Source organism: Spirillospora sp. NPDC052269 (genome assembly GCF_040679435.1).
In the GTDB taxonomy this organism is placed as follows: Bacteria; Actinomycetota; Actinomycetes; order Streptosporangiales; family Streptosporangiaceae; genus Spirillospora.
Map to the genome: position 1 here is coordinate 267,557 of NZ_JBFAUU010000013.1, position 22,207 is coordinate 289,763.

Consider the following 22,207-nt stretch of genomic DNA (forward strand, 5'->3'; position numbering starts at 1 on the left):
AGGAACGACGCATGAGTCAGACTTCTGCGTACCCCGGCGACGGAGGGCTGCGCGCGCTGCTGGAGGACCGTGCCGCCGCGGCGCTGCGCGGGCTGGCCGGCTCCACGGAATCGTCCGGTGCGTCTGGCGCGTCAGATCGGCCCGGCACGGTGCCACCGCCCCAGATCGCCTGGGGGCGGGGCCCCTCGCTGCCCCAGGACGCTTGGCGGACTGTGCCGGAAGCGGTGCTGGAACAGGCCCGCTCCCGCCCCGGCGCGGTGGCCGCGGAGGGTCCCGGCGGCCGGCTCTCCTTCGCCGAGACGGTCCGGTACGCACGGCGGGTCGCCGCGGCGCTCGCCGCCGTCGGCACCGGACCGGGCTCGGTGGTCGGCGTCCACCTTCCGCGCGACGAGTACCTGCCCGCGACGCTTCTCGGAGTCTGGCTCGCCGAAGCGGCGTACGTGCCGCTGGATCCGGAGTCCCCGGCGGAGCGGTCACGGTGGATCGTCGAGGACGCCGGGGCGGCTGCGGTGGTCTGCGGCGGCGACGGCGCCGACGTGCTGCGCGGCCACGTCACCGTTCCGCTGGTCGACCTGCGTGAACTGTCCGGGCAGCCGGAGCGGCCAGAGCAGCCGGAGAGGCTGGAGCAGCCGGACCCGTCCCGCACGCCGCTTCCGTCGCCGGAGGACCTCGCCTACGTGCTCTACACCTCCGGCTCGACCGGCAGGCCCAAGGGCGTCGAGGTGACGCACGCCAACGTGGCGGCCCTGGCCTCCGCCACCGCGCTCCAGCTCGGCCTGAGCGCCGACGACGCCGTCCTGGCGGCGGCCTCGCTGACCTTCGACATGTCGGTGCCGGAGATCTGGCCGCCGCTGGCCGTCGGCGGACGCTGCGTCGTCGTGGACCGCGCGTGCGCGGCGGACGGCTTCGCGCTCGCCGGCCGGATCGACTCCGCCGGCGTGACCACCATGGCCCTGACTCCGACCAGCCTGCGGATGCTGTTGGCCGCGGGGTGGCGTGGCAGCCCCCTGATGAAGGCCCGGGCCGGCGGGGAGGCCCTGGACCCGGTCCTGGCCCGCGCGCTGCTGCCGCTTGTCGCCGAGCTGTGGAACGAGTACGGGCCGACCGAGGCGACCGCGTACTCCGTGGCGCACCGGGTATCGGCGGCCGACTTGGAAGCCGGGGCCGCCGGTGTGCCGATCGGCCGGGCCACGGCCGGCGAGCACGTCTACGTGACGGGTCCGGACGGCGGGCTCGTGCCGCCCGGGGTCGTCGGCGAGCTGGTGATCGGCGGCGCGGGCGTGGCACGCGGCTATCGCGGTCGCCCCGACTTGACGGACTCGGTGTTCGTCGACGATCCGTTCGTCGCCGGCGGCCGGTGCTACCGCACCGGCGATCTGGCGCGGTGGACCCCCGACGGACTGCTGGAGTTCATCGGCCGCGCCGACGACCAGGTGAAGATCGGCGGACGGCGGGTCGAACTCGGCGAGATCGAGGCCGCGCTGCTGGCGCAGCCGGCGGTGGCGCACGGCGCGGTGGTCGTGCGCGGCGGCGAGGACCGGGAGCGGCTCGTCGGCTATGTGGTGCCGCAGGCCGCGGCCGGCGCGGGCGGCTGGTCCGAAGCGGACACCGCGGCGATCGAGGCCGGGCTGCGCGAGACCCTGCCCTCCTACATGGTGCCGCGCGTGTGGGTCCGGCTGGACGCGATGCCGCTGATGCCCAGCGGCAAGGTGGACCGCGCGGCGCTGCCCGAACCGCACGCGCCGGCGCGCGCGGACCACAGCCCTCCCGATACCGAAGCAGAACTGTTCATCGCCGAGGTGTGGCAGGAGGTTCTGGCCGTCGCCCAGGTCTGGCGCGACGACGAGTTCTTCGTCCTCGGCGGCGACTCCCTGGCCGCGATCCGCGTCGTGGGCCGGCTGACCGAGGCGCTGGAGTACCCGTTCGAGGTGCGCACACTGTTCGACCACCCGGTCCTGGCCGACTTCGCCGAGCAGGTGGAGCAGCTGCTCGCGTCGGACGCCGCGGCGTCCCCGGCGGACGCGCGCGTCACGGAGCCGGCGCGATGACCGGCGACGCGACCACCACGGCCGCCGCCCGCGGCGAAGCGGTCCGCAGCAGGTTCGCCGCCGCCCGGCGCGCCGCCGCCGACCGTCCGGCCGCCATCCCGGCCCGCACCGCCGACCAGGGTCCGGGCCGTCCTTCACTCGCGCAGGCCCGGCTCTGGTTCCTGTGGCGGCTGGAACCCGACAGCCCCGCCTACAACGCGCCGGTGTTCGTGCGTCTCACCGGACCCGTGGACGCGGCCGCCCTGGAGGACGCGGTCCGCGGCACGGTGTCCCGCCATGAGGTGCTCCGCACCGTGTTCGAGGAGCGCGACGGCGAACCGGCCCTGCGGGTGCTCCCGCCCGGATCGGTGCCCTTCCTCCGCCGGGACGTGGCCCGCGTGGACCTCGACCGCGAGCTCGACGCCGAGGCGGCGAAGCCGTTCGCGGTCGACATCGAGCCGCCGATGCGGGCGACCCTCCTGCGGACCGCCGACGACGAGCATGTCCTGGCCCTGGCGTTCCACCACATCGTCGTCGACGCCGGTTCGGTCCCGGCGGTCCTCGCCGACATCGCCGCCGGCTACGCCGCCCGGACCCGTTCGGCGCCGGTCCCCGACGCCCCGCGCCTGCAATACGCGGACATCGCGCAGTGGGAGGCGGACCGCGCCGACGCGTCCGCCGACGCGGACCTGGACTGGTGGGCGGCCCGGCTGGCCGGGCTGCCGCCGCTGCTGGACGTGCCCACGGACCGGCCGCGGCCCCCGGTGGCCGACGTCGCCGGGGCCGGCGTGCCGATCACGGTGCCGCCGGCGCTGACCGCGCGGTTGCGTGCGGTGGCGGCGGAGGCGGGTTGTACGCCGTTCATGGTGTTGCTGGGTGTGTGGCAGGCGCTGTTGGGTCGTTGGGCCGGGGTTGAGGACGTCGCGGTGGGCGTGCCGGAGTCCGGGCGTCACCATCCCGATATGGAGGGTGTGGTCGGCTGCTTCATCAATACCCTGGTGATGCGCGGCGATCTGGCTGGTGATCCCACTGGTCGTGAGCTGCTGGCCCGGGCCCGCGGACAGGTCCTGGACGCGCTCGGCCACGCACGGGCGCCCTTGGAGCGGATCGTCGAGCGGCTGGGGTCCGAACGGTCCCTGGCCGGGGCCCCGGTCTTCCAGGTCATGCTGAACGTGCTGGAGACCCCGGTCGCCGTGCCCGCCTTCGCGGGCATGGACGCCGAACTGCTGCTGCCGGCCACGCAGTCCGTGAAGTTCGACCTGACGCTCGACTTGGCCAACGCGGGGGACGAATACCGGGGCCAGCTGACCTACCGCGCTGATCTGTTCGACGCCGCGACGGCCGAGCGGGCCGTCGGCTGGTATGTGTCCCTGCTGGAAGGCGTGCTGGCCGACCTGGACGCGCCGGTCGGCGCGGTGGCCCTGGAACCCGTCGCCGGTCCGCTGCTGGCCGGGCCGAGCCCTGAGGGAATCGACCCCCGTCCCGTGCACGTCCGGTTCGAGGACTGGGCGATGAAGACTCCTGACGCGGTTGCGGTGGTGGCCGCGGATGGTGATCTGACGTTCGGGGAGTTGGAGGCTCGGGCGAATCGGATCGCGCATCGTTTGCGGGCTGCGGGGGTGGGTCCGGATCAGCCGGTGGGCGTGCTGCTGGAGTCCGGTGCTGATCTGGCGTGTGCGTTGTTGGGGGTCATGAAGTCGGGTGGTGCGTATCTGCCGTTCGACACGACGTATCCCACGGGCCGGATCCACACGATGCTCGCCGCCGCCGGCGCCAAGGTCGTGGTGACCACGCGCGAAGCCGCCCTGCGCAGCGCCATCGAACCCGACTACGTCTCCGTACCCCTGGACGTGCCCGGCGAGCTGGAAGCCTGGCCGGACACCTGTCCCGACATCGACGTCCGTCCGGATCAGCTGATCCACGTGGTGTTCACCTCCGGTTCGACCGGCGCCCCGAAGGGGGTGGCCGTCGAGCACCGCAACGTCATGAACTACCTGTCGGGCATCCTCGACCGACTCGGCGACGAGGTCGCGGGTGGTTCCTTTGCGATGGTGTCGACGCCTGCGGCGGACTTCGGGTTGACGTGTGTGTTCGGTGCTTTGACGACCGGCGGCACGGTGCATCTTGTCGATCGGGAGACGGCGATGGATCCGGCGGCGTTCGCCGGGTATCTGGTTCGGCACAAGGTCGATGTGCTCAAGTGCGTGCCCAGTCATCTGGAGTTGCTGGCCGCGCACGGTGATCTGGCGTCGGTCCTTCCGGGCAGGCTGCTGATCCTTGCCGGTGAGGCCTGTCCGTGGTCGCTGGTGGACCGGATCGGTGCAGTGCGTCCTGACCTGCGGGTGCAGAACCACTACGGGCACACCGAGAGCACGATGATCTCGCTCACGTGCGAGACCACTGAGATCCCGATCGAACAGCGTCATGGTGTGGTGTCCCTGGGGCGTCCGCTTCCTGGAGTGATCGGTTACCTGGTGGACCGGTTCGGCCGCCCGGTCCCGCCGGGAATCCCGGGGGAGCTGGTCATTGGCGGGCCGGGCGTTTCGCGCGGCTACCTGAACGATCCTGAGCGCACTGCCGAACGCTTCGTCGAAGACCCCCTGGGCAGCGGGGAGCGCTGTTACCGCAGCGGGGACTTGTTGCGTGTGTTGGGCGATGGCTCGGTGGAGTTCCGGGGCCGGGTCGACGATCAGGTGAAGATCCGGGGTTACCGGGTCGAGCTCGGGGAGATCGTCACTGCTCTCAGGGCTCTGCCGCAGGTGTCGGAGGCGGTGGTCCTTCCTGTTGGTGAGGGCCATGAGCGGCGTTTGGCCGCTTGGATCGTTCCGGCCGCGGGTCAGGTTCTGGATCCGGCGGTGTTGCGGGCGGCGCTGCGGGCGAGTCTGCCCGACTACATGGTCCCCGCCGCCGTCACGGTCCTGGACCGGTTGCCGCTGAACCCCAACGGCAAGATCGACCGCGCCGCGCTCCCGGCTCCCGCACCGGAGACGACAGGGGTCAAGACCCTGCCGAGCACACCCACCGAACACCACATCGCCCAAGCCTGGGCCGCCGTTCTGGAAGCGGCTCAGACGGCGACGATCGGCGTGGAAGACGACTTCTTCGCCCTCGGTGGACACTCGTTCACGGCGGCGCGCGTCGTCGGCCGCCTCTCGAAGGCCCTGGGGCGGACGATCCCGCTCCGGCTGCTGTTCGAGCGTCCGGTCCTGGCCGATCTGGCGGCGGCGCTCGACGGCACGGTGGCGGCGGACGGTCCGGGCCCGGCCGGCGATGCCGGCCGCGCCGATCCAGTCGCCGCCGACCCGGCCGCCGATGAGATCGGCCCGCGCTCCGCCGCGGCCGCCACCGGCAGGCTGTCGCCGACGCAGGCGCGGCTGTGGCTGCTCGCACAGCTCGACCCGGACAGCGCCGCCTACAACGTGGACATGGTCCTGCGGCTGACCGGGCCCCTGGCCGTGGACGCGCTGTCCGAAGCGGTGCGGGACATCGCCGAGCGGCACGAGGTGCTGCGGACCGTCTTCGTGGACGACGGCGGAGACCCGGTGGCCTCGGTCCTCCCGGCCGACTCGATCCCCTTCGCCGTCGAAGACCTCGCCGGGGCGGCGGACGCGGACCGCCTCGAGCGAAGGCTGGCGGAGCAGTCACGACGTCCGTTCGACCTGGGCGCCGAGCCGCCGATGCGGGGAGTCCTGTTCCGGCTCGGCGACGACGAGCACGTGCTGGCCCTGACGTTCCACCACATCGCCACGGACAACTGGTCGCGAGGCCTGATCGGCGAGGAACTGGCGCAGCTCTACCGGGCCCGGTCGGGCTCGGAGCCGGCTCCCGACGCCCCGCGGCTGCAATACGCGGACGTGGTGGAATGGGAGGCTGCCCGATCGGACGCGCCGGGCGAGACGGACCTGGACTGGTGGACGGAACGGCTGGCCGGGCTCGCACCGACGCTGGACCTGCCGACCGACCGGCCTCGGCCGGCGGTCGCCGGGGTCGCCGGCGGCGCTGTGCCCGTGAACCTTCCGGCCGCATTGACCGCGCGGTTGCGTGCGGTGGCGGCGGAGGCGGGTTGTACGCCGTTCATGGTGTTGCTGGGTGTGTGGCAGGCGCTGTTGGGTCGTTGGGCCGGGGTTGAGGACGTCGCGGTCGGTGTGCCGGAGTCCGGGCGTCACCATCCCGATATGGAGGGTGTGGTCGGCTGCTTCATCAACACTCTGGTGATGCGCGGCGATCTGGCTGGTGATCCCACCGGTCGTGAGCTGCTGGCCCGGGCCCGCGGACAGGTCCTGGACGCGCTCGGCCACCCGCACGCGCCGCTGGAACAGATCGTCGAGCGGCTTCAGCCGGAGCGGTCGCTGGCGGCCACCCCGCTGTTCCAGGTCATGCTCAACGTGCTGGACAGCCCGGCCGCCGCGCCGACCCTGCCCGGGTTGGCCGTGGAGCAGCTGGAGCGGGGCACGGCCTCGGTCAAGTTCGATCTGACCCTGGCGCTGGTCAACACGGGGGACGCCTATCTCGGCGAGCTGACCTACCGCGCCGATCTGTTCGACGCTGCGACGGCCGAGCGGGCCGTCGGCTGGTACGTGTCCCTGCTGGAAGGCGTCCTGGCCGATCTGGACGCGCCGGTCGGCGCCGTGGCCCTGGAACCCGTGACCGGACCGGCGCTGTCCGGGGGGCCGCGGCTCCCCGCCGGGGACGTTCCGCTGCCGGGCCTCATTGAACGCTGGGCCGATCAGACTCCTGATGCGGTTGCGGTGGTGGCGGCGGATGGTGATCTGACGTTCGGGGAGTTGGAGGCTCGGGCGAATCGGATCGCGCATCGTTTGCGGGCTGCGGGGGTGGGTCCGGATCAGCCGGTGGGCGTGCTGCTGGAATCCGGTGCTGATCTGGCGTGTGCGTTGTTGGGGATCATGAAGTCGGGTGGCGCGTATCTGCCGTTCGACACGACGTATCCCACGGGCCGGATCCACACGATGCTCGCCGCCGCCGGCGCATCGGTGGTGCTCACCTGCCGGGACGTCGCAGACCGCCACACCTGGGAGCCCCACCACGTGGTCGTCCAGCTGGACGCCGGCGGGGTCGACGAGTGGCCGGCGACACGTCCGGAACCCGATACCCGTCCGGATCAGCTGATCCATGTGGTGTTCACCTCCGGTTCGACCGGCGCCCCGAAGGGGGTGGCCGTCGAGCACCGCAACGTCCTCAACTACTTGCACGCCGTTCTTCAGCGTCTGGGGCCCGAGGTCGCGGGTGGTTCTTTCGCGATGGTGTCGACGCCTGCGGCGGACTTCGGGTTGACGTGTGTGTTCGGTGCTTTGACGACCGGCGGCACGGTGCACCTTGTTGACCGGGAGACGGCGATGGATCCGGCGGCGTTCGCCGGGTACCTGGTTCGGCACAAGGTCGATGTGCTCAAGTGCGTGCCCAGTCATCTGGAGTTGCTGGCCGCGCACGGTGATCTTGGGTCCGTTCTTCCGGGCAGGCTGCTGATCCTCGCGGGTGAGGCTTGTCCGTGGTCGCTGGTGGACCGGATCGGTGCGGCGCGTCCGGATCTGCGGGTGCAGAACCATTACGGGCACACCGAGAGCACGATGATCTCGCTCACGTGCGAGACCACTGAGATCCCGATCGAACGACGCCACGGTGTGGTGCCTCTGGGCCGTCCGCTTCCCGGAGTGATCGGCTACCTGGTGGACCGGTTCGGCCGTCCCGTCGCGCCCGGAATCCCGGGGGAGCTGATCATCGGCGGGCCGGGCGTCTCGCGCGGCTACCTGAACGATCCCGAACGCACCGCCGAACGCTTCATCGAAGACCCTCTCGGCAGCGGTGAGCGCTGCTACCGCAGCGGAGACCTGCTGCGCGTGCTGGCCGACGGCACGGTGGAGTTCCGGGGCCGGGTCGATGATCAGGTGAAGATCCGGGGCTACCGGGTCGAGCTCGGGGAGATCGTCACCGCCCTCAGGAGCTTGCCGCAGGTGTCGGAGGCAGTGGTACTTCCCATCGGCGAGGGCCACGAGCGGCGCCTGGCCGCCTGGATCGTTCCGGCCACAGGCCAGGTTCCCGATCCAGCCGAGTTGCGGGCCGCGCTGCGCGCGAATCTGCCCGACTACATGGTCCCCGCCACCATCACCGTCCTGGACCGGCTGCCGCTGAACCCCAACGGCAAGATCGACCGCGGAGCGCTCCCAGCCCCCACACCGGAGACGACAGGCGTCAGGACCCCGCCGAGCACACCCACCGAACACCACATCGTCCAAGCCTGGGCCCAGGTCCTCGACCATCCCGACATCGGTGTCGACGACGACTTCTTCGCCCTCGGCGGGAGCTCGTTCACGGCGGTGCGCGCCGTCCGCGCCATCGGCCACGGCGTCCGGCTCATCGATCTGTTCGGCCACCCCACCCCGCGTGACCTGGCCGCGCACATCGACCGGTCGGAGCGATCCGGCGACGCCGACGACGCCGCGCGTCCCCTGCTTCACCGCATGAGCGGCCCGTCGCCGCAGCAGTCCGCCGGCACTGTGCCGCCGACCGTCGTCTGCGTCCCCTACGGCGGCGGTTCGGCGGCGGTCTTCAAGCCGCTCGCCGAAGCGCTCGGCGACCGGGCCGTCGTCCAGGCCGTCGAGTTGCCCGGCCACGACCCGGCCCGGCCCGAGGAGCCGCTGCGGACGATCGGCGACCTGGTCGACACGCTGACCGCGGAGGTGGAGGCGACCGTCACCGGACCGGTCGTCGTCTACGGGCACTGCGTCGGCTCCGCGCTGGCCACGGCGCTGGCACAGCGGCTGGAGGAGCGGGGCCGGCCGGTGCTCGGCGTCGTCGTCGCGGGAAGCTTCCCGGCGGCGCGACTCGGCGGCCGGCTGTCCGCGTGGATGGACCGGAGGTTCCCGCGCGAGCGCCGGGTGTCCGACCGGCTGTTCCGCGACACCCTGCGGGCCACCGGGGGTCTGCCCGACGACACCGACGACGCGACCGTGGACACCGTCCTGCACGCCATGCGCCACGACTCCGAGCAGGCGCAGGCCTGGTTCGGCGGGATCCTCGCAGCCGAGGACGGGATGCCGCGGATCGCCGCGCCGATCCTGTGCCTGGTCGGCGAACAGGACCGCGCCACCGAGCTCTACGAGGAGCGGTACGGCGAGTGGACCGCGTTCGCCGAGCGGGTCGAGCTGGCGTCGATCCCGGCCGCCGGCCACTACTTCCTGCGCCATCAGGCCGCCGCGGTCGCCGACCTGCTCGCAGACCGCTGTGAGCACTGGGCGGCCCGGTCGGACGGACCGTCCGCGCCGGGCACGACCGCCGCCGCGACCGCCGGCATCATCGCCCACACGACCGCGGCGACCGCCACCGAGGCGGCCGTCACCGGCGCGGCCCGCCGACGGGGCCTGCGGGCCTTCTACACCGTCGCGGCCGGCCAGACGGTGTCGACCATCGGCAATGCGCTGAGCTCCTTCGCCCTCGGCGTGTGGGCCTACCAGCACAGCGGCCGCGTCGGCGACCTGGCCATGGTGGTGCTGCTCGCCCAGATCCCCGTCATCCTGCTGAGCCCGGCCGGCGGCGCGCTCGCCGACCGCTTCGACCGGCGGCGGATCATGCTGGCCTGCGACGCGGTCGCGGGCCTGGCGATGGTGGCCCTGGTGCTGCTGATGGCCCGCGACGAACTGGCGCTGTGGAACGTGTGCCTGGTGGTCGGTGTCACCTCCGCCACGGCCGCCTTCCGGACCCCGGCCTACCTCGCCGGGATCGCGCAGCTCGTTCCCAAGCCCTACCTGCCGCAGGCCAACGCGCTGGCCCAGGCCGGCACCGGTCTGGGCCAGGTCGTCGGGCCGCTGGCCGGCGGCGCGCTGATCGCCCTGCTCGGCCTGACCTGGGTGGTCGCGGTCGACGTCGCCTCGTTCGCGATCGGGGCCGCCACGCTGCTCGCCGTCCGCTTCCCGGACCGGCTGTTCGCCAAGCGGCAGGAGACGTTCCGCTCGGCCGTCACCGGCGGGTGGCGCTTCATCGCCCGGCGCCGGCCGATGGCGCTGATGGCGGGGTTCTTCGCGGTCGTCAACTACTTCACGGCCCTGATGTGGGTGGCGGTGCCGCCGCTGGTCCTGTCCATCGGCAGCCCGGCCGCGCTCGGCGCGGTGACCGCGGCCGGCGGCCTCGGCGCGGCCGCCGGCGCCGCGGCGGTGGTGATGTGGGGCGGCACGCGCCGCCGGGCGATCGGCATGGTCGGGTTCGTGATCGGGTCCGGGGCCGGCGTGGTCCTGATGGGCCTGTGGCCGTCGGTGGCGCTGGTGGCCGTCGGCCTCGCGATCCGGCTGGCCTGCATGAGCGTCGGCAACGCGCACTGGATGTCGATCATCCAGACCAAGGTGGGCCACGAGCTCCAGGGCCGTGTGCTGGCCGCGAACATGATGCTCGCGACGCTGATGCAGCCGCTGGGCTTCCTCACCGCGGGCCCGCTGGCCGAGCACGTCTTCCAGCCCCTGGTCTCCGGCTCCGGCCCGCTGGCCGGGTCGGTGGGCCGGGTCGTCGGGGACGGCACTCACGGCGGTGTCGCGTTGATGCTGGCCGTCTCAGGCCTGGCCCTCATCGGCTGGGGGGTCCTCGGACTGGCCTACAGGCCACTGCGGCGGATGGAGGACGCGCTCCCGGACGCCGTGCCCGGCGCCACCATCGCGGCCGACCTCGACGCGGTTCAGCAAGACCTAGACGCCGCACAGGGCGGCCTCGATCTGACGATGGCGAGGTAGAACCATGACCATAGACGAACCGCGGCTCGTGACGGCCGCCGACATCGCGGCCGCGGCCACCCGCATCGGCCGGTTCGTCCGGCACCCGGCCCTGATCCCGGCCGACGTGGACCGGCCCGGCGGCCCGCTGTGGATCAAACCGGAGAACCTGCAGCCCACGAAGGCGTTCAAGGTGCGCGGCGCGGTCAACGCGGTCACGCTCCTGGCCGAGGGCGGCCGGACCACGCACGTGGTCGCCCACTCGTCGGGGAACCACGCGCAGGCCGTCGCGTTCGCCGCGCGCCGCCACGGTCTGCGCGCCACCGTGGTCCTGCCCGACACCGCGCCGCCGCTGAAGGTCGAGGCGGCGCGGGCCCAGGGGGCCGAGGTGATCGTGGTGCCGCCCGCCGACCGGGAGGCGACGGCGCTGGCCCTGGCCGCCACCGACGGCGCGGTCCTGGTCTCCTCGGACGATCCCGCCGTGATCGCTGGCCACGGCACGATCGGCGCCGAGATCGCGCGCGACCTGCCGGACGCGCGGGTCGTCCTGGCGCCGGTGTGCAACGGCGGCCTGCTGGCCGGCGTCGCCGTGGCGCTGAAGGCGGCCGACCCCTCGATCCGCGTCGTCGGCGTGGAACCGGCCCTGGCCGCCGACGCCGCCGAGAGCCTGCGCCTGGGCCGCCGGACCCGCTGGCCCGTGGAGTCGACCTACCGCACGATGGCCGACGGCCTGCGCGCACCCGTGCTCGGACCGACCGCCTGGCCCCACATCAGGGCCCTGGTCGATGACATCGTCACGGTCGAGGAGGAGGACATCGCCGAGGCCATGTCCGTGCTCTGGCAGACGACCGGCCAGGTGGCCGAACCCAGCGGCGCGGTCGCCGCCGCCGCGTACCTGTTCCGGCGTGACGCACTGCCGGCCGGGACGGCCGTGGCGATCCTGTCCGGCGGCACCGTCGCAGGGCCGCCGGTGGCGGCGAAGCAGTCCGCCCGCCACGACGTTGCTGGGGCGGGGAGCCTGTGAACACGCTCATCGACGTCGCCGGGTACTTGAAGCGGCTGGACGTCCCCGCCCCGGTGACTCCGACCCTGGACGGCCTGTTCGCCCTGCAGCGGGCCCACGCCGAGCGCGTGTACTACGAGAACCTCGACATCCAGCTCGGCCGGCCGACCACGCTGGACCCGGCGGAGTCCGTCGCGCGCATCGTCTCCGGACGCGGCGGCTATTGCTTCCACATCAACGGCGCCTTCGCCGCGCTGCTGGACGCACTCGGCTACCGGGTCCGGCGCCACGTGGCGGACGTGCGCTTCACCCGGGAGGCGGATGTCGCGGACGCACCGGTGCTGTCCGGGAACCACATGACGCTCACCGTCGAGGTCGAAGGCGGCTCCTGGCTGGTGGACGGCGGACTCGGCGACGCGTTCCACGAGCCCCTTCCCCTGCGGGCCGGGAGGTACCGGCAAGGCCCGTTCGCCTACCGTTTCGCGCCGTGGGACCGAAGTCCGATCGGCTGGCGCTTCGAGCATGACCCGGGAGTGCGGTCCTTCGAGTCGATGGTCTTCACCACCGAGCCGACCACCCTGGACGTGTTCGAGACCATGCACAAGGAGCTGTCCAACGCGGTGGATTCGCGCTTCGTCCGCACCCTGACCGTGCAACGCCGCGACGCAGCCGGCGTCGATGTGCTGCGCGGTGTGCGGCTGACCCGAATCGACGCCGACGGTCGGCGCCACAGCGTGCTGCGAACCCGCCAGGACTGGTTCGCCTGTGTGACCGGGTACTTCGGCCTGGACCTGGGCGGGTTCGACGCTGTCGAGCAGGACGCGCTGTGGCGGCGCGCGCAGCCTCCCGCCGACCGGGCCGACAGGGGGTCGGCGCAGCAGGAGGCGACGCGGTCGCCGGCATAGCCGACGCGTCGCCCAACGGCCCCACAAAACCCCAGGTACGGTGTCCGCGAAACCCGGGCCGACCGCTCACAGACCTCTGCGGGCGCGCGGCTCGGGGTCGGCCCCCTTCAGATCCCGCGTGGTCGGCGGCAGCAAGCCTGGGAACACGTCGAGAGCGGCCTCGGGTCGCGGGGCGGCGATCGATCGGCTGACGCCTCCTGGTGCTCAGGGGCGGACCAGGAGCCGAAGCGGCGCAGCCTGTAGACCAGGGGCTGTCCGCGAGGACGAACGTTGCGGCCACCTCGCCGAAGACGACGCGGTGGCCGCCGACGCCGCCACGCGGCATCGGTGGTCGCGCTCGGCCGAGGTCAGGGAGCGGCGGCTCGGAGTTCCGCGCCGAAGGCACCGGTGAGTCTGTGGTGAATCGCCGGCGCTTCGGGGGCAGGCCAAACGGCGATCAGGAACTCGTCGGTCGGGTCGGTGTGGTCCTCAGCGCCGTCAGAGTCGTCGTCTGCGTACTCCCCGGCGGCTTCCCCATCGTGACTTTCGTCGGCCGAGGCGGCCCCGTCTCGGCCTCTGGCGTGAACGCGCAGACGGTAGGTTCCGGGCCCCGCGTGGCTCAGCGACGGCAGCAGAGATTCGGTCTCGGTTTCCGCGGTAAGTCCGCCGACACGCAGTTGCCCGGTCGGTGCGGGCACGCTGACTTCGACGACGTCCTGCCAGTAGTCGATATCAAGTGGCGGCGGCTGGTCATGGAGTTCGACGGTCACGGAGATCTCGCCGGTGTGGGTTCCTGTGTAGACGTGCGCACCGCCGTCGGCCAGCACGGTGATCAAGCCGTTTTCCGGGGTGGCGGGGGCGCCGTTTAGGGCTGCGCCGGGTTCGAGGCACTCCGAGCTGATGGCGCGAGCCGGCCGGTACGCCGAGCTCTATGGTCCACAAGCCTCCGCCGCCGTTGAGCCGCTGGTGGAACATCTTGGAAGCGTCGCCACCCGGCGACAGGCGCGGGTGGGCTGCGCTTGGACGGGGACGATGCCCTCCTCCTCTTCCTCCAGCGCTCAGGCCGCGCGGCAGCGTCTGGCCGACCAGCTTCGTGAACTTGTACCTCGGCGAGGATCCCGGGGATCGCACATCGCCGCTGGTGGCTCCAGCGCGCGCGCCTGCAGCGGCGGGCCGTCGGCTGGCATGTGGCGGGCCGCGCCGTCGGGCCGACAAGGGCCGCGGTGACGGCGGCCTGGTTGTCGACGGCCAAGTCATAGTTCGCCGTGAGCTTCTGCTGGACCGTGGTCGCTCGCAGGTGGACTGCCCGACCCGCTTCTGCGCCGCCGGTTCGGTCCAGCGATGGGTTCCGGTGCTCGTTCAGCGGCCCGGGCAGGCGCCGATCCCGTTTCCAACGCCCTTCCAACGCCGTTCCAATGCCCCGCCTCGATCGTCATCAGTATCCGAACAGGGACGAAACAGGAGGTTCGATATGGGGCAGGGCACACAGGCCCGGATCCTGGCGAAGACGGCGGCCGGGATCCTGGGCGCCGCGGTCGCGAGCGGCGTCCTGGCCGCCCCGGCGGCCACCGCCGCCCCGGCCGCCACGGCCGCCCCGGCGGCGGTGCGGGCGGCGGGCGGCAAGGTGGTCCTCAACATCGCCTGGGAGCGCGAGCAGAAGGAGTGGTGGTGCGGTCCGGCCGCCGCGCGCATGGCCCTGAAGAGCTGGGTCCGCCAGCCCGCCACCCAGCCCCACCTGGCCGACGACATGATCAGCGGGTGGGGCACCAAGGACGTCACCTACGCCACGGTGGCCATGAACAACGCGTTGAAGCGCAGCGGGTTCGGCCGCCCCTACTTCAGCCGGGGCTTCCCCGCGAACACGCGCCTGGACGTGAAGAAGAGGCAGCTCATGCGGGACATGGTGACGACCGTCGGCGTCAAGCGGCGCGCGATGGTGTTGAACATCAAGTCCACCCGCTCGTTCAAGCTGCACGGTGCCTACCCGAACCGGACGGTCTACCACTACATCACCGTCATCGGCTATACGGCCGGTTTGGTGTACGTCGCCGACCCCGCGTCCGGCCTCAACAAGGACTACAGCAAGGTCCCGCAGAAGTACTGGGTCGACATGACGCGGTTGGCCACGATGCTCCACACGGGTAACGGGAACCACTACTACTCGACCATGAGCTGACGCGCGACCGCGACAGCACGCGTCCCACACCGCGCCGCGCCGCGCCGCGCCCACCGCGCCGCGCCCGCCGCGCCGCGCCCGCCGCGCGTCGCCGCGTTCCTGCCGGCGGGCTACCGCCGCAGCCCTCCCCACGACGGCTGGTGCCGTCTTCTCCCGGCGCATCGCCCGCCATCGGCTTCGACCTGCCCGAAACAGGCGTTCCTCCTGCGATCCGTCCTCCCACCGGGCGTTGGAAGACGCCCATGAAAGGACATTCCGTGAAGCAGTCCACCCCCTCCCGCCCGCGCCGTCTGACCGGCGTGCTCGCGGTCGCGGCCGCCGTTCCGGCGGCGGCGCTGGCTCTCCAGGCCGCGCCCGCCACGGCCGCCCCCGCCGCCCCGCAGTCCCCCGTGCGGGCCGCCTCCGCGCTCATGCCGCCGCCCGGCCCCGACGTCTACACCCGCATCGCCAGCCGCGCCAGGGCCGAGGCGAAGGACAAGTCGCGCAACAAGGCCAACAACAGGGGCCGCTACAACTGCAACTTCTACAGCGGCTACTGGCAGACGTCCGGCAGCGGCGGTTGCTCGACCAAGGGCTGGCGCGCCAACGAGTGGTGCGCCGACTTCGTCTGGTACGTGTGGCGGCAGGCGGGCGCGTTCCCCAAGCGCCCGCTGCCCAAGGAGAGCGGCTACAAGACCTGGCAGGACAAGTTCGCCCCGACGTTCGCCGGGTCGTTCTACCGGGCGGGCAATGCCGCGGGCCTCTACAAGAGCAAGGGCTATTACACCGGCAGCCGGATGCCCGTCGTCGGGTCCGCGGTGATGTTCGACTGGGGCGGCGGCAAGCCGGGGAGCGGCGGCTGGGGCATCGACCACGTCGGCATCGTGGTCGCCACCGACTACAAGACCAAGAAGATCGCCACGGTCGAGGGCAACTCCTCGGGCCAGGCGATCCGCACCAACACCTACAACCTGTCCGACCGCAACATCGTGGGCTACATGCTGCCCAGGTAGCGGCGGACGGGCGTCGGCGGGCGCGCTTCGCGGGGTAGCGCGCCCGCCGGTCCATATCGGGGGGTCAGACCGACAGAATCAGGCCCGGCGTGGTGTGCGTCGTCAGCGCCGGGTCGTGGCGCAGGATCGCCGCCTCCAGGGCCGTCAGCTCCGGGCCGGGGTCCAGGCCCAGTTCCTCGGCCAGCAGGTGGCGGCCTTGGCGGCACACCTCCAGGGCCTCGGCGGTCCGGCCGGTGCGGTAGAGGGCCATTGCGAGCCGCGCGCGGGGGCGCTCGCACAGCGGGGCCAGGCGCACCAGGTTCCGCAGCCTGCCGACCAGGTCGGCGTCGCAGCCGAGGGCCAGCCGGGCCTCCAGGGACTCCTCGACCGCGCTCAACCGCAGTTCCCCCAGCCGCAGGGCCTCCTGGTGGACCGGTGCCAGGTGGTCCTGCTCCTCGTAGGCGGCGCCGCCGCGCCACAGTGCCAGCGCCGTCTCGAACGCCTCGGCAGCCTCGCCTGGGCGGCCCGCCGCCCAGGCGTCCCTTCCCCGGCCGACGGCGACGGTGAACGCGGCGGCGTCCAGTTCCCCGGCGGCGACGTGCAGCACGTATCCGGCCGGGTGGGACGCCAGCCGGCCGGGGCCCAGCGCCCGCCGCAGATGGTGGACGTAGCCGCGCAGCGTCTCGGCGGCCGCGCCCGGCGGCCGCCCGGCCCACAGCACGTCGGCCAGCCGTCCCGGCGAGACCGGGCGGCCCGCGTGGCACAGCAGCGTCGCCAGCAGATCGCGGAGCTTGGGCGACAGCGCCACCGGCCCCTCCGGGCCCTGGACGTCCAGCGGCCCGAGCACGCGGTATCTCATCGGCTCCCCTCTCGATGGGTCCCGGGGCGCTCCGGCGGCGCCCCACGACCAGGTCTAGGCAGCCGCCGGTTTGTCCGAAATCCCTGGTCAGCGGGTCCGGACAAAATCGTCTCGACCTGGTTCGCGCAGCTCGTCCCGGTCCGGGCGGGAAATCCCTAGGATGATGCCGCCCAACTTGATCAACAGCGGTCGCCGGGGAGCAGCCAGGCCATGGGGAGACCGGAACGCCCCCTGGACCCGCACGCGGGTCCCGTCGAACGGCTGGCGTGGGAGCTGCGCGCGCTGCGCGACCGCGCGGGCCGCCCCAGCTACCGGGAGCTGGCCGCGCGGGCCCACTTCTCCCGCAGCACCCTGGCGGAGGCGGCCACCGGGCTGCGCCTGCCGACCCTGGAGGCCGCTCTGGCCTACGCCACCGCCTGCGGGGGCGACGCCGCCGAGTGGGAGGCCCGGTGGCGGGCGGCGTCCAAGGAGCTGGAACGGTCGCGCCGCCGCTGCCCCTATCCGGGGCTCGCGCCACTGGAGGCCGCCGACGCCGACCTGTTCTTCGGCCGGGACGATCTGGTGGAGCAGGTGCGCGCGGCGGTGGCGCGCGGGCCGTTGACGGCGGTGTTCGGGGCCTCGGGCAGCGGAAAGTCGTCGCTGCTGCGGGCGGGACTGGTGCCGACGCTGACCGCCGAGGGCGTCCCCGTCGCGGTGCTGACGCCGGGCGCGCACCCCCGCGACGCGCTGGAGGAGGCGGTGGAGGGCCTGGGCGGGGACGGCGTGCTGGTGGTGGACCAGTTCGAGGAGGCGTTCACGCTCTGCGCCGACGCCGGTGAACGGGCGGCGTTCCTGGACGCGGTGGCCGCGCTCGCCGACGGCGGCGGGCCCGGCGTGGTGCTCGGGGTGCGCGGCGACTTCTACGGGCACTGCTCCCGGCACGCGGGCCTGGTGGCGGCGTTGCGGGCGGGCGCCCAGCTCCCGATCGGGCCGCTGACGGAGCGGGAGCTGCGCGCCGTCATCGTGGAGCCCGCCGCCCGCGTGGGGCTGGAGGTCGAGCCCGCGCTGGTGGAGGCGGTGCTGGCCGAGGCGGCGGGCGAGCCGGGCACGCTGCCGCTGGTGGCGCACGCGCTGCGGGAGTCCTGGCGGCGGCAGCCCGGCCAGGTGCTGCGGCTGGCCGACTACCGGACGGCGGGCGGGGTCCGGGAGGCCGTGGCGCGCACCGCCGAGGAGCTGTACGAGGACCTGGACCCCACCCAGCGGGACCTGCTGCGCGCGGTGTTCCTGCGGCTGACCGCGCTCGGCGAGGGCACCGAGGACACCCGCCGCCGGGTGGACCGCGACGAGCTGGCGGGCCTGGCCGACCCCGGTGAGATCGACGCGTTGCTGGACCGGCTGGCCGCCGCCCGGCTGGTGGTGGTCGACCGCGGCACCGCCGAGCCCGCCCACGAGGCGCTGATCGACGCCTGGCCCCGGCTGCGGGAGTGGCTGGCCGACGACCGCGCCGCGCTGCTGCGGCACCGGCGGCTCACCACCGCCACCGACGACTGGCACGACCACGACCGGGACGCCGAGTTCCTGCTGCGCGGCGGGCGGCTGGCCGAGTGGGACGAGGCCGACCCCGGACCGCTCAACGAGCGCGAACGCGCGTTCCTGGCCGCCGGCCGGGACCGCCGCGACGCCGAGCACGCGGCCGAGCGCCGCCGCGCGCGCCGCCGCTTCGGCGGGCTGAGCCTGGTCGCCACCGTGGTCGCCGTGCTGGCGGTCGTCGCGCTGGTCCAGGCCGACCGCAACGCCGACGCCCGCGACCGCGCCCGGTCCCGCCAGCTCGCCGCCGAGGCCCGCCGCCAGTTCACCCTGGACCCCGCCCTGGCGTTGTCGCTGGCGGCCGAGTCGCACCGGGTGGCGCCGACCGTCGAGGCCGACACGGTGCTGCGGCAGGCCCTGGCCGACGCCCGGCACCGGCCCGCTCCCGCCACGGGCCTGACCATCGTGACCGGGATGGCGGCCACCCCCGACCGGACGCGGATCGCGGTGTGGGGTCCGAGGCGTCGCGGCGCGGGGACGTCCCTGCGGATGTGGCGGTGGGAGGACGCCCGGCTGGCCCCGGACGGGCCCGGGCTGGAGATCCCCGCAGTGGTGAGCGACGCGGCGTTCGGCGCGGACGGCCGGACGCTGGCGGTGGCCGGTGGCAAGGGGTCCGTCGAGCTGTGGGACGCCTCCGGCGGCCGCGGGCGGATCCGGACGCTGTGGGGCGAGGACGGGTCGCCGGTCCAGACCACGGTCGCGTTCGCCGGTGGCCGGGTGGCGGCGGCGCGCGGCAAGGAGGTGCGCGTATGGGACCTGGACGAGTCGGACCGCGCGTTCGTCCGGCTCGCCGCGGCCCGTGACGTGGACGAGGTGGCGTTGAGCCCCGACGGACAGCAGCTGGTGTGCGGCGGCCTCGGGACGGCCCAGCGGATGTTCACACTGACGCGGACCGGCGCCGAGACCCTGCGGACCGCTCTCGACAGCCGTCCGGGGGACCTGGCGTTCAGCCCGGACGGCGTGTGGATGGTCTCCACCCAGGGCCGGCAGGCGCGCCTGTGGCGGACGGACCGGGAGGCCGGACGCGGCGACTGGCGGGCCGAGGCCACCTGGCGGATGGGCGCCGAGACGTTCCGGGGCGCGGTGTTCAGCGCCGACGGCGGCCGCGTCGCGACCTTCGCCGACGACCACGCGGTCCGCGTCTGGGACACCGGCAGCACGCTGGACCCGCTGACGCTCCGCATCCCCTCGGGGGTCCTGCAAGCGGTCGCGTTCGCCCCCGACGGCCGCAGCCTGGCGGGCGTCACGGGGCAGGGCGCGCTGCACGTCTGGGACGTCACGGCGGGCACCGGCGAACGGTCGGCCCGGCTGGAGGGCCACGACGATATGGCCGACCGCTCCCTCAGCGCCGACGGCGGGCGGGTGCTGGCCACCTCCGTCAAGGGCGATCGGTTCGCGGTCTGGGACGCCGGTCGGGGCGGGCGGCCGCTGGCCGACCACCGCGTCCCCCCGGGCCAGGCCGACCACGCCGTGCTGAGCCCCGACGGCCGCCGCGCCGCCACGGGCGGGTTCTTCGGCGCCTCGGTCCAGCTGTGGGACCTGGCGGGCGGCCCGCCGCACGTGCTGATGGCGAGCGGCTCGCGGACGACGGCACTGGCGTTCGGCGGCGACGGCCGGACGCTTGCGGTCAGCAGCGGCGGCGCGGCCGACGTGCGCGTATGGCGGGTGCCCCCGCACGGGCCTCCCACGGAGATGACCGGATGGCGGCGCGGCCGGGAGGGCGGCCGCGCCGACGGCGGACTGGCCGTCAGCGCCGACGGCCGGCGGCTGGCCAGCGCCCGCGACGACGGCTCGGTGCGGATCTGGGACCTGTCCGGCCGGGACCGGCCCCGCGTCCTGCGCGGCGGCCGGTCCACGGTGACCGAGCTCGCCCTCAGCCGCGACGGGAGGTGGCTGGCCGGGGCCTGCGCCGACGGGACCGTGCTGCTGTGGGACACCGCCGCCGACGGCGCGGCGGCCGCCGTCATGCGCGGCACCGGCGGCGAGATCCTCCAGGGCCGGTCGCTGGCGTTCACCGCCGACGGGTCCTGGCTGGCGGCCACCGAACCGGTCGGCGGCCTGCGCGTGTGGCGGGTCGGCGGGGGTCCCGCCGAGCCGCTGACGTTCGGCGGGCTCGGCGGACCGGTCGGCCCGCTGGCGTTCCACGGCACCCGGCTGGTCGCGGCGTTCACCGGGCAGGTGGGCTTCGACGGGGCGGCCCGGTGGCGGTGGCCGTCCCGCGTGCGCACCTGGGAGTGCGAGGTCTGCGGCCCCGCCGACCGCCTGCCCGCCCTGGTCCGGCGGCACGCGCCCCGCCCGTTCACCCCCGACGAGCGCCGCCTCTACCTGCGCCCCTAGAGGGTGTGTCACAACATTGTGCAGATCGCCTTGGCGACACCCGACGCGATCATCCTTGCCGCAATGACCGTGACGCCCCGCGACTCGTCCATCGGGGCCGATCGTCGCTCACACCGACACTCCCTGACCCGCGCGGATCGGGAGGGGCGCGTGTGAGTCTTCGTCCGCTGTGGCCCTGTCTTCTCTTGGGGGTTCTTGTGCACTGGAGGTGAGATTCGCCCCGCTTTCCTGCGGGCGTGCTCTGGCCCTCTTAGCCTCGGGAATCCGTGGTCGCCCCTCGGCAGGGCCAGGACGGGAGGGTACAGTTTTGACTGTACGGGAGCGGGAGCGGTGTCCCACGTGCTCACGGAGCGTACTGGAGTCGGGGCGAAGTGTCATGATCGAGGCCGCGCGGGATCGTGAGTGCGTGGAGCGGGCGGCCGAGTACCTGTTCGGCCTGGCCGCGGCGCGCTCGAAGAGGAGGCGGCGGCAGGCGTTCGACGTGGCCGTCCTGCTGGAGGAGTTCGGCGCGAACGGCGAGCTGGAGAACCCGTTTCAGCATCGTCGGCTCGACGGCGAGCTCTGGGAGTTCAAGACCAAGGATCTCCGGCTGCCGTACTACGAGCTCCTGGACGCCGAGCACGGCCGGATCGCCCGGGTCACGCACGTCTTCGAGAAGGCCAAGGGGAAGACGGCGGAGGGCAAGACGCCGAGGGCTCACATCCGTAGGGGTCTGGCGATCCTTGAGGAGGACCGCAAATGCTAGACGGCCTGTACGAGCGCCTTGCTCGGACGCCCGAGGGCAGGCGGGAACTGGCGGCCGCACGGCTGCGTCGAGGCGCGCTCAACCTGCTGCACCGGTCACTCAAAGCCTCTGGGCTGACGCAGGCGGAGGTCGCCAAGCGGCTGGGGATCCGGCGTTCGGCGGTGAACCAGGTCCTCCGAGGCGACGGCAACGTGCGGATCGACACGCTCGCCGAGTACCTCCACACCATGGGGTACGAGGCGACGCTGACTCTCGTCGAGGCGGGCAAACCCAGGCAGGCCGCCCTCCACGGACGCGCTCGTGAAGCCTCGACCAACTGGGCGAACGCCAACGCCGGTGCGACGACGTCGAGTGTCTCGATGGTCGTCCAGGTCAAGAACGCCTCGAGCGACACCGGCACCGGCCCCCGGGTCTCCGAGTGGCGTTCGCCCTCGCTCTCACCGCCATTGGCCGGAGGGCGCTGATGCCCCGGCTGGACGGGCTGCTGCTCGCCGAGGGGCTGGGGGTCGATGCCCGCGGTGCGTTCACCCTGATCGGACTGAACCAGAACGTCATCGTCGCCCCGTTCCTGCCCGTCCAGGACAAGCGGGCGGTGATCGCTCACATCGATGCGGATGCGCTGGGCGCCGAGGATGAGGTGTCGGTTCTCTTCGCCGTGCTCGACCCCGGCGACCAGGTGATGACCTCCTTCGAGGTGCAGGTGACGCTGGCCGGACAGGTGCCTTGGCCGGAGGTGCGGCCCACGCTCGACGTCCCCGCCGAGGTCATCTTCATGCCGGTGACCTACGGCACGCACACGATCCGCGTGATCGTCCGCTTCTCGGACGGCACGGAACAATCCGAGCAGGTCGAGCTCTACGTGGTGAAACCCGCCGCCGAACCCGTGTGAGCACGATCGATCCCGATGCCGAGTTCTCGGCCATGTCGG

The 22,207-nt window shown here is 73.3% G+C and carries 12 protein-coding genes; 10 read left to right on the top strand and 2 right to left on the bottom strand.

The genetic code is table 11. From position 1 onward, the window contains the following. Positions 1-11 precede the first annotated feature (11 nt). Genes AB0L06_RS27890 through AB0L06_RS27905 form a run of 4 tightly spaced genes read left to right on the top strand, consistent with a single transcriptional unit; the run spans position 12 to position 12,646 of the window. Entirely contained in the window at positions 12-2,048 is a 2,037-nt protein-coding gene (locus AB0L06_RS27890) for a non-ribosomal peptide synthetase (protein WP_500234066.1), read from the top strand. After that, positions 2,045-10,759: a non-ribosomal peptide synthetase/MFS transporter gene (locus AB0L06_RS27895; protein ID WP_500234067.1), complete on the top strand. Its 8,715-nt coding sequence runs from the start codon at positions 2,045-2,047 to the stop codon at positions 10,757-10,759. The genes AB0L06_RS27890 and AB0L06_RS27895 overlap by 4 nt, the downstream gene beginning before the upstream one ends. Positions 10,760-10,763: 4 nt before the next feature. Beyond that, entirely contained in the window at positions 10,764-11,762 is a 999-nt protein-coding gene (locus tag AB0L06_RS27900) for a threonine ammonia-lyase (protein ID WP_500234068.1), read from the top strand. Next, positions 11,759-12,646, top strand: a complete 888-nt coding sequence (locus AB0L06_RS27905; protein ID WP_500234069.1) for an arylamine N-acetyltransferase family protein — start codon at positions 11,759-11,761, stop codon at positions 12,644-12,646. Before AB0L06_RS27900 ends, AB0L06_RS27905 begins: the two co-directional genes overlap by 4 nt. Before the next feature lie 347 nt (positions 12,647-12,993). Here AB0L06_RS27905 and AB0L06_RS27910 read toward each other — a convergent pair whose 3' ends face one another. Next, a complete protein-coding gene (locus AB0L06_RS27910; protein ID WP_500234070.1) occupies positions 12,994-13,461 on the bottom strand; it encodes a hypothetical protein in 468 nt (155 codons plus the stop codon). Positions 13,462-14,096: 635 nt separating this feature from the next. Here AB0L06_RS27910 and AB0L06_RS27915 point away from each other — a divergent pair. Then, positions 14,097-14,801, top strand: coding sequence for a C39 family peptidase (locus AB0L06_RS27915; RefSeq protein WP_500234071.1), 705 nt, complete (start codon positions 14,097-14,099; stop codon positions 14,799-14,801). A 257-nt stretch (positions 14,802-15,058) separates the two neighbouring features. After that, a complete protein-coding gene (locus AB0L06_RS27920) occupies positions 15,059-15,793 on the top strand; it encodes a CHAP domain-containing protein (RefSeq protein WP_500234072.1) in 735 nt (244 codons plus the stop codon). Between the two features lie 64 nt (positions 15,794-15,857). Here AB0L06_RS27920 and AB0L06_RS27925 read toward each other — a convergent pair whose 3' ends face one another. Beyond that, positions 15,858-16,631, bottom strand: a complete 774-nt coding sequence (locus AB0L06_RS27925) for an AfsR/SARP family transcriptional regulator (RefSeq protein WP_500234073.1) — start codon at positions 16,629-16,631, stop codon at positions 15,858-15,860. 210 nt (positions 16,632-16,841) lie between these two features. Here AB0L06_RS27925 and AB0L06_RS27930 point away from each other — a divergent pair, with 210 nt between their 5' ends. The 4 genes from AB0L06_RS27930 (at position 16,842) to AB0L06_RS27945 (ending at position 22,168) form a co-directional block, all read left to right on the top strand. Further along, positions 16,842-20,534, top strand: coding sequence for an nSTAND1 domain-containing NTPase (locus tag AB0L06_RS27930; protein WP_500234074.1), 3,693 nt, complete (start codon positions 16,842-16,844; stop codon positions 20,532-20,534). A gap of 376 nt (positions 20,535-20,910) precedes the next feature. Next, positions 20,911-21,279, top strand: coding sequence for a hypothetical protein (locus AB0L06_RS27935; protein ID WP_500234075.1), 369 nt, complete (start codon positions 20,911-20,913; stop codon positions 21,277-21,279). Next, positions 21,273-21,743, top strand: coding sequence for a helix-turn-helix domain-containing protein (locus AB0L06_RS27940; protein WP_500234076.1), 471 nt, complete (start codon positions 21,273-21,275; stop codon positions 21,741-21,743). Before AB0L06_RS27935 ends, AB0L06_RS27940 begins: the two co-directional genes overlap by 7 nt. Continuing rightward, positions 21,743-22,168 carry a hypothetical protein gene (locus AB0L06_RS27945; RefSeq protein ID WP_500234077.1) on the top strand — a complete coding sequence of 142 codons (426 nt, stop codon included), beginning with the start codon at positions 21,743-21,745 and terminating at the stop codon, positions 22,166-22,168. The genes AB0L06_RS27940 and AB0L06_RS27945 overlap by 1 nt, the downstream gene beginning before the upstream one ends. Positions 22,169-22,207: the final 39 nt, after the last annotated feature.

Excerpts from the sequence above, each read along its gene's own strand:
- AB0L06_RS27945 (WP_500234077.1), top strand. The coding sequence starts at position 21,743 with ATGCCCCGGCTGGACGGGCTGCTGCTCGCCGAGGGGCTGGGGGTCGAT.
- AB0L06_RS27890 (WP_500234066.1), top strand. The coding sequence starts at position 12 with ATGAGTCAGACTTCTGCGTACCCCGGCGACGGAGGGCTGCGCGCGCTG.
- AB0L06_RS27935 (WP_500234075.1), top strand. The coding sequence starts at position 20,911 with ATGATCGAGGCCGCGCGGGATCGTGAGTGCGTGGAGCGGGCGGCCGAG.
- AB0L06_RS27915 (WP_500234071.1), top strand. The coding sequence starts at position 14,097 with ATGGGGCAGGGCACACAGGCCCGGATCCTGGCGAAGACGGCGGCCGGG.
- AB0L06_RS27930 (WP_500234074.1), top strand. The coding sequence starts at position 16,842 with ATGGGGAGACCGGAACGCCCCCTGGACCCGCACGCGGGTCCCGTCGAA.
- AB0L06_RS27925 (WP_500234073.1), bottom strand. The coding sequence starts at position 16,631 with ATGAGATACCGCGTGCTCGGGCCGCTGGACGTCCAGGGCCCGGAGGGG.
- AB0L06_RS27895 (WP_500234067.1), top strand. The coding sequence starts at position 2,045 with ATGACCGGCGACGCGACCACCACGGCCGCCGCCCGCGGCGAAGCGGTC.
- AB0L06_RS27940 (WP_500234076.1), top strand. The coding sequence starts at position 21,273 with ATGCTAGACGGCCTGTACGAGCGCCTTGCTCGGACGCCCGAGGGCAGG.
- AB0L06_RS27900 (WP_500234068.1), top strand. The coding sequence starts at position 10,764 with ATGACCATAGACGAACCGCGGCTCGTGACGGCCGCCGACATCGCGGCC.